Source organism: Pseudobutyrivibrio ruminis HUN009 (assembly GCF_000703005.1).
Classification (GTDB): Bacteria; Bacillota; Clostridia; order Lachnospirales; family Lachnospiraceae; genus Pseudobutyrivibrio; species Pseudobutyrivibrio ruminis_A.
In genome coordinates, this window is sequence record NZ_JNLH01000001.1 from 797,319 (window position 1) to 811,245 (window position 13,927).

General features: G+C 35.6%; 15 protein-coding genes and 2 tRNA genes. 3 read left to right on the forward strand and 14 right to left on the reverse strand.

From position 1 onward, the window contains the following. Positions 1-27: 27 nt before the first annotated feature. On the reverse strand, positions 28-1,386 hold the full coding sequence (locus tag BO15_RS0103515; RefSeq protein ID WP_081828545.1) for an aminotransferase class I/II-fold pyridoxal phosphate-dependent enzyme: 1,359 nt from the start codon (positions 1,384-1,386) through the stop codon (positions 28-30). Between the two features lie 64 nt (positions 1,387-1,450). Here BO15_RS0103515 and mobA point away from each other — a divergent pair, with 64 nt between their 5' ends. Further along, entirely contained in the window at positions 1,451-2,068 is a 618-nt protein-coding gene (gene mobA, locus BO15_RS0103520) for a molybdenum cofactor guanylyltransferase (protein WP_033152496.1), read from the forward strand. Between the two features lie 3 nt (positions 2,069-2,071). On the opposite strand, the gene BO15_RS0103525 is transcribed toward mobA, so the two are convergent. Together BO15_RS0103525 and BO15_RS0103530 are read right to left on the reverse strand one after the other, a co-directional pair. Next, positions 2,072-2,926 (reverse strand): hypothetical protein, encoded by an 855-nt coding sequence (locus BO15_RS0103525; RefSeq protein ID WP_033152498.1) that lies wholly within the window; start codon positions 2,924-2,926, stop codon positions 2,072-2,074. Then, on the reverse strand, positions 2,926-3,558 hold the full coding sequence (locus tag BO15_RS0103530) for a type IV toxin-antitoxin system AbiEi family antitoxin domain-containing protein (RefSeq protein WP_052169752.1): 633 nt from the start codon (positions 3,556-3,558) through the stop codon (positions 2,926-2,928). The genes BO15_RS0103525 and BO15_RS0103530 overlap by 1 nt, the downstream gene beginning before the upstream one ends. A 171-nt stretch (positions 3,559-3,729) precedes the next feature. Here BO15_RS0103530 and BO15_RS0103535 point away from each other — a divergent pair, with 171 nt between their 5' ends. Further along, positions 3,730-4,242, forward strand: coding sequence for a hypothetical protein (locus BO15_RS0103535; protein WP_033152500.1), 513 nt, complete (start codon positions 3,730-3,732; stop codon positions 4,240-4,242). A 128-nt stretch (positions 4,243-4,370) separates the two neighbouring features. Here the strand turns inward: BO15_RS0103535 and BO15_RS0103540 are convergent, their stop codons facing one another. Next, entirely contained in the window at positions 4,371-5,765 is a 1,395-nt protein-coding gene (locus BO15_RS0103540; RefSeq protein WP_033152501.1) for a D-alanyl-D-alanine carboxypeptidase family protein, read from the reverse strand. A 112-nt stretch (positions 5,766-5,877) separates the two neighbouring features. Here BO15_RS0103540 and trmB point away from each other — a divergent pair, with 112 nt between their 5' ends. Then, entirely contained in the window at positions 5,878-6,522 is a 645-nt protein-coding gene (trmB, locus tag BO15_RS0103545; RefSeq protein WP_033152503.1) for a tRNA (guanosine(46)-N7)-methyltransferase TrmB, read from the forward strand. An 88-nt stretch (positions 6,523-6,610) separates the two neighbouring features. Here the strand turns inward: trmB and BO15_RS0103550 are convergent. From BO15_RS0103550 to rsmG, 10 genes are all read right to left on the reverse strand, one after another. Then, positions 6,611-6,683 (reverse strand) — tRNA-Lys (locus tag BO15_RS0103550). Between the two features lie 203 nt (positions 6,684-6,886). Next, entirely contained in the window at positions 6,887-8,416 is a 1,530-nt protein-coding gene (locus BO15_RS0103555) for an ABC transporter permease (RefSeq protein ID WP_033152505.1), read from the reverse strand. 12 nt (positions 8,417-8,428) lie between these two features. Beyond that, positions 8,429-9,034 carry a flagellar motor switch phosphatase FliY gene (gene fliY / locus BO15_RS0103560; RefSeq protein WP_033152511.1) on the reverse strand — a complete coding sequence of 202 codons (606 nt, stop codon included), beginning with the start codon at positions 9,032-9,034 and terminating at the stop codon, positions 8,429-8,431. 184 nt (positions 9,035-9,218) lie between these two features. Further along, positions 9,219-9,292 (reverse strand) — tRNA-Arg (locus BO15_RS0103565). Between the two features lie 29 nt (positions 9,293-9,321). Next, positions 9,322-10,197: a DUF3881 family protein gene (locus BO15_RS0103570; protein WP_157752310.1), complete on the reverse strand. Its 876-nt coding sequence runs from the start codon at positions 10,195-10,197 to the stop codon at positions 9,322-9,324. A 10-nt stretch (positions 10,198-10,207) separates the two neighbouring features. Further along, positions 10,208-10,699, reverse strand: a complete 492-nt coding sequence (locus BO15_RS0103575) for a DUF4446 family protein (protein ID WP_033152513.1) — start codon at positions 10,697-10,699, stop codon at positions 10,208-10,210. 26 nt (positions 10,700-10,725) lie between these two features. Further along, a complete protein-coding gene (locus BO15_RS0103580; protein WP_033152514.1) occupies positions 10,726-11,616 on the reverse strand; it encodes a ParB/RepB/Spo0J family partition protein in 891 nt (296 codons plus the stop codon). 2 nt (positions 11,617-11,618) lie between these two features. Beyond that, positions 11,619-12,389 (reverse strand): ParA family protein, encoded by a 771-nt coding sequence (locus tag BO15_RS0103585; RefSeq protein ID WP_033152516.1) that lies wholly within the window; start codon positions 12,387-12,389, stop codon positions 11,619-11,621. Positions 12,390-12,689: 300 nt separating this feature from the next. Further along, the gene (locus BO15_RS0103590; RefSeq protein ID WP_033152519.1) at positions 12,690-13,157 is read right to left on the reverse strand and encodes a hypothetical protein; all 468 of its coding nucleotides are present in this window, start codon (positions 13,155-13,157) and stop codon (positions 12,690-12,692) included. Positions 13,158-13,192: 35 nt separating this feature from the next. Further along, positions 13,193-13,912, reverse strand: a complete 720-nt coding sequence (gene rsmG, locus BO15_RS0103595; RefSeq protein WP_052169753.1) for a 16S rRNA (guanine(527)-N(7))-methyltransferase RsmG — start codon at positions 13,910-13,912, stop codon at positions 13,193-13,195. Positions 13,913-13,927 lie beyond the last annotated feature (15 nt).

A 13,927-nucleotide genomic window follows, 5' to 3' on the forward strand; every position in this document is an offset into this window, starting at 1 on the left:
TGTATCTAAAGTATAATTCAGCCAAGGCTAATTGACAACGTAGATACAGTCATTATTTATTCCTGTTACGTGTATTCCACTTTCCTTTGCCTGGCGGATTAGTTTGATTGCCTCCGCTGAAATGACTTCTCCAGGTACTACAACAGGTGCCCCTGGCGGATAAAGACAAATCTCATCCTGACATACAAGTCCTGTGGCCTGTGAAATGTTGACCTGTCGACCTTCGCCTTTCTTGGCTTCCCAAGGCTCCATTATTTTTTTGCTATCAATCCAGACCATTGGCACATCTACGTTTCCATTCTCTAGTCCTTCGTCTATTTCAAGCAATGCTTTTTTTAATCTCTCAAAACCTTCCCTGGAATCCATAATGCTTGTCATGGCAAGCAGATATGAAAAGCTTGAAAGCTCTGTTTCTATTTCGTATTTATCCCTGAGGATTCTAGCCAGTTCCACCCCGGAGATATTTGTGTGCTTTGTAATTATTACAAGCTTTCCTGGATCCTTTGTTTCGCTAGGTTCTACCAATACTTTCAGGTGCTTTAATTGTCCGCTAATCTTATAGAAATCCTTTAAGTTATCCACATAATCCCTAAACATATCCGCAGATTGTTCAAGAATGGTCATACAGTGACTAATGGAATTCATCAGTACATAGCTTGGTGAACTGGTCTCGAAAATATCCAATGCTGCTGCAATCTTTCTACTATCAACTCTATTTCCACTCACATGCATTACCGCTGTCTGTGTAAGAGCTGGTAAAGTTTTATGGAGACTTTGGACAGTGATATCTGCTTTACCAACTGCAGATTCTTTAAATGCTTCATTAAATCCGAGATGAGCACCATGGGCTTGATCCACTATCAGTATTATGCCTTTGGCGTGACAGTATTTTGAAATATCTTCCAGCTTACAGTGATATCCTTCGTAAGTAGGACTCGTCAGAAGAATTGCTTTGGGCATACCGTATTTTTCTACTGCAGATTTAATCTCTTCTAAAGTTGCTGCCCTATATATTCCGTTTTCATCTGCTCTAGAATTAACATATCCAACCTTCAAGTGTCTTAGGATTGCGCCATTGTAAACACTTTTATGAGAATTTCTCTGGATAAGAATTAAATCATTTTCACAACAACAGCTATATATCGCAGCAAGGTTTCCTACCGTGGAGCCGCCTACTAAAATAAAGCTTTTATCAGCTCCATAGATTCTAGCCAGCCTATTTTGCTCCTCAGCTATAACCTCCTCTGGGTCATGCAAATCGTCCACTCCATCCACTTCCGTCATATCTATTTTGTATGGCCCCTCAAGCATTCTCTTATGGCCTGGCATGTGGAATGGATACATATTCGATTTTGAATAATCTTCTAATATTTTTTCTAAACTCATTTTCTAGCTTTTATTTTCTACAAAGAATCAATATAATGGATTTTATCAAAGCAAGGAGGATGTTATGAATAGGACTTTAGTTATCCTTTGCGGTGGCGATAGTTCCCGCATGGGTACAAAGAAAGCACTTTTACCCTTTGAAGATAAAACTATGGTTGAATATATCTACGATAAATTCAGTCCATTTTTTGATAAGATTTACCTTTCAGTAAATGAGCGTGGTGACCTTACTCATTTGGGCCTTGATGCTCAGGAAATTCCTGACATCTATCGAAACGCCGGCCCTGTAGGCGCCATTCTTTCCTGCCTTACAATGATTTCAGGAGATAGAGCATTTTTCATGTCAGTGGACACTCCATTTATGGATCCACGCATTGCAGCTTATCTCTATGACCATTCATATAATTACGACATCACAACTTTTAAGTTTGATGGTGAATTTTTAGATACCATCTGTGGTGTTTATCACAAGCGTTGCATCGGCCCTCTTTTCAAAGGTATCTTTTTCAAAAAAACTACCAAGAGTTACATTCAGGCTAGATGCTATACCAATCTTGTGGATACAGAAGTTATTGACAGCATTTCCACTGTTTCTATGGAGCAACAGTTCTACAAAGTAAACGACAGAAACTCATATTACTATGCTGTCTTCTCTATTTTGAAGCACAACTTTGTTTGCTAAGACTTAATCTAGGAATCGCTTAAGCTGTGGCATCCAATCTCCAAGGAAGACCATGTTTTTTTCCATGGCGTCCCAGATAGGGCTTAAAAAGTTAATTAGGCAATTATTAACGTCCGACCATTGTGGCTCGGACTTCTTTTTTTGCCTCAACTCAACCTTCCACTTTCTTTTCATGTAGGTGTAATCACCGTAGCTTTTGAGCATATTAAGTCTTGTGTCATCGATAACTATATCTTTTTCTTTTACAAGCTCATTTAATCTATCCTTTACCTTTCGCCCATTTACTGGATTTGATGTAAGGATTTCATAGGCATCATAATAATGATCCATGTTATTTATAAGCTCTAGTTTATCTATTATCTCAAGCAGATGCTTTGACAATTCTTCCTCTTTTGGATTGATAAGCACATCTACTTTTCTATTTCCGTATGCAATCAGTTCCAAGGTGATTTTTTCTGGTTCATGGCTTGCCCCGTGCTTTTTGAAATATAGATTTATCGGAATGTACATATCATCAATGGTTATTTTTAAGCTGATTCCGGTTTCACCTACAGAACCGTTTACCACCATACCCTCTAAAGCGCCCTTAGCCATTATTTCTTTTAGTATATCTCGCACGTAAAGAATTGCCATTTTATCATCAAGGTCTCTTACATACTCGTAGTAGATATTGCTAATGCAAAGATCTTTATAGACATCTGACTTGAATTCCGCCGAATTACATAGATATAGCTCATTGCAATATTTTCCATTGGCAAGCAACTCAATTACAATTTCACATACTGCTGCAGAAAGCAAATTCTTGAAAGGAATATTTAGTTGTTCCGACTTTTCCTTTATGTTTCCTTTGTTTATCATTACAACCACACACCTATCATATTCTGAACTTTTTTAAGAACCTTACGCTCCTTGGCATATTCCATAAGCTTTGCCACATCTTTTTTTTCATCCATGATGTAGGCTAACACTCCAGTTTTGAATATCTCTCTATCTATCTTTTCCTGATATTTCAGTACGTCGCAGATTAATCTTTCTTTGGTGTAGATTTTCATACGACCACCTGCAAAATCCGTCTCTGTTACACCAAGCTCCAAAACTTCTGGCTCTGTATAGTATGGCTCCACAATTGGATAATCAATATGGAATCTAGATTTACTTGTGTTTTTATTAATCGCAATACTCCACTTGTATGGTCTGTCCTTTAAATAACCATACACCCAAAGAGCTGATTCAATTGTCAGGATTCCGTCTTCTCCAAACAGCTTATAAATCCACTGCTCCTCACTGCACTCGAAATACTTTGTAGTGTAGTATCCGCTTTTTACTCTGATTAAATATCCCTCTTCTACGAACTTAAGCACGCGACGATAGTCTACTCCCAGGGCTTCAATTTCACTTGTTTTGATTAATCCGCCGTTAGCCTCTACTAAATCATTAATCTGCTCCAGCTGATACTGCTTCTTTTCATCTCTTGAAAATAAGTTTTCCATTTTTTCCACTCCTGCTTGCTTTACGAGGTTATTTTCTTCATTATCACATTCTATTATTGAGGTGTCAACTAATCTATATTTCTGTGATATTTTGCATAATGTCTTCTTTTTGTCGTAATTTTGTCTTATAATACAAATATAGCTATTATTTTTGTCTTTTTGGAGGAATATATGTCTGAAGAAAAAATCACACTTAGAAAAAATCCTTCTCGTAAAGAATGTGAGAAGGTAATTAGGAAGATACTAATGACAGAGGTGCTAGAACGAGGTACAAATGAACATTTCAAAAGTGCCTCTGATTTTATGAGCTACTTTCAGTCTCTTTACCCTGCTAGTGACAGCTTAACAAAACAGGTTCAACGTGCAGTGAAAGCTCTTGGTATGCCAAAGGATGATCGAGGCTATTTCATCATAAACAAAACTGAAGAACAGCTTGGCCAGGATAAAGAAATTTCTTTTCTTATGACAAAGTCTCATTGCGAGCTCGTTCCTTTTGAGAATTATGAAACTCTATTTCTGAAGGCTGATGGCAAATACAAGGATTATCTGTTCCAGCTTCTTTCAGAATCAGATACATTTGCAGACAAGGTAATTACCATGATTAACTCTTCAAATGGGATTATATTGTTTACAAACAACAAACATCAATTAGAAATCTTAATAAATAGTCTGATAAATAGATAAATATTTTCTGTTAACGTGAAAATAATTTTCATGTCTATAATAATACAAAACGACAGCTTATCTAACTTAGGCTGTCGTTTTTGTTATACTTTGTCTTTATCATGAAGAATCAGGACATTTCTTGTCGTTTATCTACGTCTTTTTCTTCTCCTACCATTATCTCTAATGATAGTCATGTTTGTCTTTTGTGGTCTTTGATGTCTGCTCATGAATCGATGTCTGAATAAAAGTATCTCACTTGATTTACTTCTTATAAACATAATCAAACAAATAACCGCAAGAACTATAAGGATTACTAACCCAATTTTAGGATAATCAACTTGTATATACTCTTTACCACTTCCACCATCTTCTACTGGAATGTTATCGAATGGATAACTACCAGTTGTATCTGCGTTTGTAAATATCAAATTGGCATATCCCACTGATTTATCTGCATACGAATACTGTAACTGTCCTATAACTGATGAATCTTCCTCATCAGAATATGGAACTACAGTTGAGGTTACATCTAATATACTGGCTGTCTTAGGAATAACAATTATTCCGTCTTCGTCTACTTTTATTAATTCACTGTTTTCACTAAGGACACCAGTTACATTAACATCATCCTCTGATATTGAAGCAAAATCCGCTACTGCATATTTGCTGAAATTATCAAAGCAGTACTCAAACAGGTTTGTTGTATCAGTGTATTCGTCTGTGGTTGTATCTTTCATTACAACGCACACAAGGGTCATACCATCTTTCTTAGCATATGTAACAAGTGTTGCGCCTGCCACTACAGTGTATCCTGTTTTACCACCTAAGCAGTAATCGTACAGATACTGATTTGTTTTGTAGTAATGAAGCATTTGATGATGGTTATTAAGTGGTGTTGGATCTGAATGTTTATTTGTGGCTGGAATTGTATAGTTCTTTGTTCCAACGATTTCTGCAAACTTTGGAATCTTGTATGCTGCTCTTGAAATCAAAGCCATATCATAAGCACTTGTATAATGCTCTTCATCAGGAAGACCATTTGAGTTGTTGAAGTGGGTATTCTTGCAGCCAAGTTCTTTAGCCTTAGCATTCATCATATCAACAAAGCTATCCATATCTCCGGCCACATGCTCACCTAATGCATAAGCGCACTCATTTGCTGACTCTAACATCATTCCATAGAGTGTCTGCTCAACCGTCATTTCCTCTCCAACATCTCTGGCAATGCTGGACGAACCAAGCTCTGTGCCATATACCGCTTCTGCAGAGAATGTGACTGTCTCATCCAAATCACAATTTTCCAAGACGATAAGGGCTGTCATTATTTTTGTGATACTGGCAGGATAATGCACATCATCCATATTCTTAGAATATAGGATTGTTCCTGTTTCCTCTTCCATTACAATGGCTGATTCCGCCACTACATCAACTCCACTAGGCCAATAATCTGCAGCCTCAGCCTGGATTGTTTTCATTGAAAATATGCTGTTAGCAATAAAAATAAAGGCTAATGCCTTTGCAAGTTTTCTTTTTATATTCATACTCTTTTTCCTTTACGACTATTTAGTATAACTTCTCTATTTAGTCTGTTGCAATACTAATCTTACGATTTTTATGTTATAATCCATTTTGATTTTATTTTTGGAGGTTATTATGAGATTAAGAAATATCCCAGGAGCTGATGAGGTTGTTGCAAATAGTCCTTATTGCATTCAGAATCCTACAAAGCTCAAGGGCTCATATAAAAAAGAAGTATTTGGCAATGACAATCCTATTCATATTGAAATTGGAATGGGTAAAGGACAGTTTATCACCACTCTTGCAAAAGAGAACCCTGATATTAACTATATAGGAATCGAAAGATACACTTCTGTTTTACTTAGAGCCGTTCAGAAGGTGCAGGATGAAGAAATTCCTAATCTTCGTTTCATCTGTTTTGATGCTGCTGAGATACTTGATATCTTTGCTTGCCATGAAGTAGATAGAATCTATCTCAACTTCAGCGATCCATGGCCAAAGGACAGACATGCGAAGCGTCGCCTTACATCTTCTACTTTCTTAAACAGATATAATTCAATTCTTTCTAAGGAAGGACATATTGAATTCAAAACTGACAACAGAGATTTATTTGATTTTTCTGTAGAAGAAATAGACAATCATCCTTTATGGAAACTTGATGCTGTAACTTACGATTTACATAATGATGAGACTATGAACGCCGGCAATATTATGACTGAATACGAAGAGAAGTTTTCTAGTAAGGGAAATCCAATTTGTAAGCTCATTACAAGTAGATAATAGTAAAGCCTTGATTATTACAATCAAGGCTTTTATTTTAAATATTTTTAGATATAAAAAAACCACCGAAGAATCTTCGATGGTCAAATGCGCGATCAGGGGTTCGAACCCTGGACACCCTGATTAAGAGTCAGGTGCTCTGCCAGCTGAGCTAATCGCGCTCATTCATTTGTTATTGCCTCAGCAACGAATATAAGTATATAGCCTGATTGATTTTTTTGCAAGTCTTTTTTTCATTTTTTTACGTTTTTTAACAACTTTTTTTACTACAGTTATCTGAAAATTCCAACACGCTCATTCTTTATTGTTTATTGATTATATAAATAACAATACCTGCCTCTGATTTGAGACAGGTATCTTAATTTTATATATTTGCAAATAGCTTTTCTATTTCTTCTGGACTCATTACCCTATTTGGATCAGTTAAATCAATTCCTACATCTGGGATAACTATAGAATCATCTTCTGGTTCTGGCTCAGGCTCTGGCTCCGGTTCAGGTTCAGGCTCTGGTTCCTCTTCTGGAATATCTCCAACCTCATCTAATAGAGCATCTAAGTTTGCACCTATGTCATCTACTGGAGTTTCTTCTGCTGCTGGTTCTTCTACAACCGGCTCCTCGGCTGGGATTTCTTCTGTTATTGGTTCCTCTGGAACTAATTCTTCTACTGGGGCTTCCTCAGCTACTGGCTCCTCTGGGATTACTTCCTCCTCTGGAGCTTCTTCTACTACTGCATCTAAGTCAAGGCCCAGGTCTTCTACTGGCTCCTCTGTAGTTTCTTCTTCTACCACTGCATCCAAATCAAGGCCTAAATCATCAACTGGTTCTTCAGCTTCTGGCAATTCCTCTACTGGAATTTCCTCTTCCACTGAAGGTTCTTCTACTATAGCATCTAAATCAAGGCCCAGGTCTTCAACTGGCTCTTCTGTAGGCTCTTCTTCAATCACAGCGTCTAAGTCAAGGCCTACGTCCTCAATTGGTTCTTCTACCTGTATTTCTTCAGCTGGAATTTCTTCCATTACAGGTTCTACAACCTCTTCTGGAATTTCAATATCTTCTACGTTTGTTATTTCCTCTACAGGAGCTTCCTCAGCTACTGGCTCCTCTGGAATTACCTCTTCCACTGGAGCTTCCTCTACTACAGGTTCTTCTAATGGAACTTCCTCAACCATAGGTTTTTCCATTACTGGCTCTGGTTCAGGCTCTGGTGCTGCCACAGGTTCAGGCATTACTGGCATTACTGGAGGTGGTGTCATTTGCATCTGCATCGGCTGAGCCATTACTGGAATTCCATTTTGGATTTTTCCTTCAATATTAGATATTTGCGATGTAAGAGCTGCTATCTTTTGCTGTATATCAAGATTTGTTTCTTTTAATAAAGTTTGCTGTTTTTCAAGAATCTGACTGTTATTGTTTTCAAGCTTTTCCTGGATATTTACCAGCTGATTGATCAACTCATCATTTGAGTTCATCAACGCATCCGTATTTTCCTTGCTTCGTGAAATAGTAACCTTAGCTACGGCCTTTTGTGCATTAATAATATCTTCAGCAGGTAAAGCACTGTTTTCCTCGATTGTTCGAAGTCTTTGATCCATTTCATCAAAGCTTTTCTTTATGACGAGATACGATGCCTTTTGTGCATTGTAAATTTCCTCATACTTTTCCTGCTCCATGTTTTTTTGCTTAAGAGATATATCTAACATGGCACTTATAAGGAAAAACAAAGCAACTATCATCAGAAGTATTCCTACCGCCATAGCCATAAAATTGCTTTTGAAATTTATCATGATATAAAACTCCATGATAATTAACACAGCAAGTGCTATGCTTGATAGAATAATCTGAATCTTATCCTTGGCTATTTCTGTTTGAATTTTCTTTGCGTTCTCGTCCATTGTGCCCCCTAGTTAATCCTTTTTTTCAAATAGAGATACCATATCCTGTGCAAACGAAATAGGATACAACTGTACCATAACTGAATCTATTATCGTTCCTATTTTTAAATCAAATGTTATTTTGACAAAATCTATTTCAGGTGATTCAAATAATCTCTCGAATATTTTTACGCTTTCTACGTCGATATTGTCTGTTTTTGGTGGTGAGATATCTACTACTCTATTAAGTAGCTGTGACATTGAGCTTGCTGCACTTCCCATCATCTGGTTCATAGCTTCTGAAACAGCTGAAAGCTGAAGCTCGCCAATTTCACCACTTGTATTTGTACCATCGCCACCCATCATAAGATCAGCGATTATTTTTACGTCATTTTCCTTTAGGATTAATACGTTACTTCCTGATAATCCCTTAATATAATTTATATGTACCAACACGCAAACATTGTGATAATCATCAAGTGATTCGCTTTTACGAATAAGCTCGATTTTTGGTGTTGTAATATCTACCTTTAAATTATTTAATAATGCGCTCAGAGATGTTGCAGATGAACCCATGCTGATGTTTGCAATTTCTCCAAGAGTATCCTGTTGCTCTTTAGTTAAACTTAAATCTGCCATACACTACCGTCCTCCTCTAATTTATTTTCCCCCTTTTCTTTGAATTGTTTTATTTATATTTTATTATACAATATACAATTCTCCATACAAAGGTATTTTACCCCAAAGTTGCGAATTTTGTGTGGACAAAGTGTTATATTTCCTAATTAAAAAAGGAGCCTATTTCATAGACTCCTTCCGATCATGTTCGAGATGGGATTCGAACCCACGGCCTTCCGCTTAGGAGGCGGACGCTCTATCCAGCTGAGCTACTCAAACGCGACAACTATTTGATTTTAATCTAAAGCTTAAGAAAAATCAACAGTTCCCTGTAGCCAAATAGTGCCTTTAAAACGGCGTCCTATTGTAGGTTCTCCATATAAATTATTCTTGTTTATACACACTTCAAGAACTACATCGTTACTTTCTACTACAAGCAGATATAATTCCTCCATTGTGAGATGATTTACAACTGTTTTAACATCAAGAATGTCACCCATAATCTCGTATTTGTCATTTTCTATTCCGTAAGGCATAAAGAAGCTTGTGACAACACTCAATATATCTTCTCGTGAAACTCTTCTTGTAATACGCTGATATAAATCTATTTCATCCATGGTAAGGCTTTCAAGAGCTTCTTCATTCCCCTCTCTAGCCTGCTCTACAAGATCAATGCGTTTCTTGTTATTCATTTTCTCTTTTATTCGACTTTTTTCATTATCGTAAAGAGGAAGAATAACCTTTCCTTCCAATGATAAAGCAGCTAATCTAATATCACGCTTAACACCTTTACCGTTGGTGGTATTTCTTCTGAGATACTCTCCCATGTTTTGGAGATGAAAAATCAGATTAACTCCTAATCTAACTTCATCTACCATAACATGATAGCATTCTTTATCAGATTGCTTTATTACATCCACTTCATTATTGGATGATATACTCTCACCAAGATAAGTTGGATAATAGTAATCTAATATAAACTCATCATTATCGTTATAGATTCCACGCAAAACAAGGCCAACATTGTCTGCCACCATATATCTAAGCTCAACAAACTGATTACCTTCGAAATCTATTGCAGACTCCTGGTAATCAGGTCGAAGAATTATTTCTTGAATAAGATTATTCAGTGCTTCTTTATTAAGTTTACTAAATCCAATTGCTGGTAAAAATTTATGCATCATATACCGTCCATTAAACATTTAAAGCTTGATTAAGAGCCTGCTCCTCTTCTTCTGCAAGTTGAATTATAGAATTGCCATCTATAATCTCCTTAACATAAGTATAGCAACCCTCTCTTGAATGCATCGCATTAATGATATAACCTGAGTTCTTCTCATTAAGCATGCAAAGTGAAAAGCTAAGCTTTCCACCCATCTCGTTAAATGCATCGTATTTAACGAGACCGATTTTTTGGAAGCAATCCTTCATATTTTTGAAGATTGCATCAATATTTCTTTCATTGCTAGCATTTGCTTCTATAAGCTCATCTACCTGCTCTAATCTGTAAACAAGTGTATCTTCTAATGATTTTGCATCGCTGCCCTGCATAAAGATTTTGTATCTCTTTTTAAGCTTATGCATCTGCACGATAAATACAATTAAAAGGATTGTCATTATCAGAACTAGTGCTGCAAGTCCTATTACAATGTAGTCTGTACTAATTCCAAGATATTGTTCTATCATTATTATTTCTCCAATCGAACATATGTTTATTTTATAGATTCAAGTAAATCAACGATTCTGTTAAGCTCATCCTGAGAATAATACTCAATCTCAAGCTTTCCTGATTTATTGTCTTTTGCATTGATAAATACTTTTGTTCCAAGTACACCCTTAAGCTTTTCCTGTGTCTGTTGATATACAGCAGCAAGCTGAGGATCAAGACCAGCAGCCTTTGATTTTTTATCAGCCTTGTCATTTAAGAGCTTCTTAACCTCACGCTCTACATCACGAACTGACATCTTTTCATCGAATGCTCTCTCTGCAAATTCATACTGCTTATCCAAATCTGTAATTGCAAGCATTGCTCTAGCATGACCTGTTGTAAGCTTATCATCTACAATCATATCCTGAACACGCTTATCAAGCTTCAATAATCTAAGAGCATTTGTAATAGTAGTACGGCTCTTTGAAACTCTCTCTGCTACTTCATCCTGCTTAAGCTTGAACTCATCAATAAGTCTAGCAAAAGCCATAGCTTCTTCGATTGGGTTTAACTGCTCACGCTGAATATTATCAATGAGGGAAATCTCTACGAATTCCTGCTCACTAAGATTCATAATGATAACTGGTACTTTCTTAAGACCAGCAATTCTAGCAGCTCTCCATCTACGCTCGCCACCGATTAACTCATAATATGAACCTCTATCCTGAACAAGAAGTGGATTGATGATTCCATGAATTTTGATATTCTCCGCTAAGTCCTGTAACTTATCTTCGTCAAAGTTTTTTCTAGGCTGAAGCTTGTTTGGTTCAACCTTATCAATTTCTACTTCAACTGGAGCACCGTGCTGTTCTGGGTTTGCTACTACGACACCCTCGTTCTTATTAACAATAAGGGAATCAAGTCCCTTACCTAATCCTCCCTTTTTTGCTGCCATAATTATAAATCCTTTCTTCCAATGATTTCTTTTGCAAGATTACGATAACTTTCTGCACCAGCAGACTTTTCATCATATAAGTTAATTGGAAGTCCATGAGATGGAGCTTCTGCAAGTCTTACATTTCTAGGAATGATTGTCTGATATACTGTTGCATTAAGATTATTCTTAACTGTATCAACAACATCAGAAGAAAGATTTGTTCTCTTATCATACATAGTAAATACTACGCCATCAATCTTAAGCTTTGAATTAAGTCTCTGCTGAACAAGGTCGATTGTATGAATCAACTGGCTAATACCTTCAAGTGCGTAATACTCACACTGAATTGGTACAAGTACAGAGTCTGCTGTTGTCATAGCATTAATAGTTAACATATTCAAAGATGGTGGACAATCAATGATTACATAATCAAAGTCATCCTTTACATAGTCAACTGCATTTCTAAGAATATATTCCTTTTCATTAATACCAAGAAGCTCAATCTCCGCTCCGGCCAAGTCTACATTTGAAGGAATAATAGTAAGGTTTGGAATATTTTCAACCTTATACATACATTCTTTAATACTACATTGATCAAGAACTAAATCATAAACAGTATTCTCACATTCGTCCTTATCAAGACCAAGTCCACTTGTTGCATTTCCCTGTGGATCAGTATCAATAACAAGAACCTTTTTACCTGCTTCAGCTAAACATGCTGAAAGGTTAATACTTGTAGTAGTTTTACCAACTCCACCCTTCTGGTTGGCTATTGCAATTACTCTCTTCATTTATTGTCTCCCTCTTTTATAGTTTAGTATTTAAATTTGTGAACAGTAAAATTATATCATTCCAATATATTCAATTCTACCAAGAATTTTTGTTTTGGTTTGCAATATATGGATGTTTGTTTACTAGATATTGATAATTTATATATCTTTTAGAAATGTTTCACGTGAAACATTATTTATAAAAATAGCAATATATAGAAGTTGATTCAAAAATCCTTATACTATATTTTGTGTTTAACATCCTTAAATATAGAAAATGTTTCACGTGAAACATTTTCTATATCTAGTTTGGTAACTATTTTATAGACTAGAAATTAAATTTTCCAGTTCAATTTTTGCTCTATAAGGATCTAAAACAATAATGTCTTTAATAGAATTAAGCTGATTTTTAATATTATCATCAATATTATTTTCAACTATAACTTGATTATTAGAATCAGATGGTCTATTTATAACTGCAGTATTATTAAGAAGAGCATTAATCTCTACTAATCTACTATCGTAAAACTTCATCTGTTTTGTTTTATTACTCATTTGAGATTCTAAATCAGAAAGAATTTGACGAATTTCTGCAGCCTTTGCATTATTTTTTGCATTAATATCTCTAGGAGTAAACTCAACAAAATAAGATTCATTAGATTCTTCAAGTACATTAAGAAACTTTTTTTCTTCTTTTATCTTAGTTTCTAATAAATCCATATCTTCTTTTAGCTGTATTTTTTCAGAAATAATTTCTTCCTGATATTTTTTTAGGAAGTCATTTACCATAAATCATCCCCCATAATAATGTTTCATGTGAAAATTTACTTTAAAGGTTCCTTGCTAGGTGTGCCAGCTTTTCTAGGATAAGCCTTAGGTGTAGATTTTTTCTTATCAATAATAATAAAAGATCTACTAATATCTGTATCTGGAAGAGAAAAATATACAGGTTCTTCCATAGAGCCACCTAACTTTTGGATAGCATCACCAGATAATGAAACCTCTTCTTTGATATCACCAGATTTAAAGCTAATAAAATATCCATTGAGTTTTACTAATGGTAAACAGTACTCGGATAATGTACTAATATTAGCAACGGCTCTAGAAACAACTAAATCAAACTGCTCTCTGTATAGTTTGTTTCTACCAGCCTCTTCTGCTCTTGCATGAATCAAAGTAACATTCAATAATCCCAATGAATCTACTACTTCCTGAAGAAATTTGATTCTTTTATTTAGAGAATCAATCAATGTAAATTGAATATTAGGATAAGCAATAGCCATAGGTATACCAGGAAAACCAGCTCCTGTTCCAAGGTCACAAACAGTATTAATATTTGAAGGCATAACCTTACCTATAGATAAACTGTCTGCAAAATGCTTAACTATAACTTCATCAAACTCAGTAATAGCTGTAAGATTCATTACCTTATTTTTTTCGACTAGCATCTCATAGAATAAATCCAACTGATTTATCTGATTATCATCTAAAGTAAGATTCCAATCATTGATTGTATTTTTTAAATATGAATAATCTCTACTCATAAATCTCCTATTATA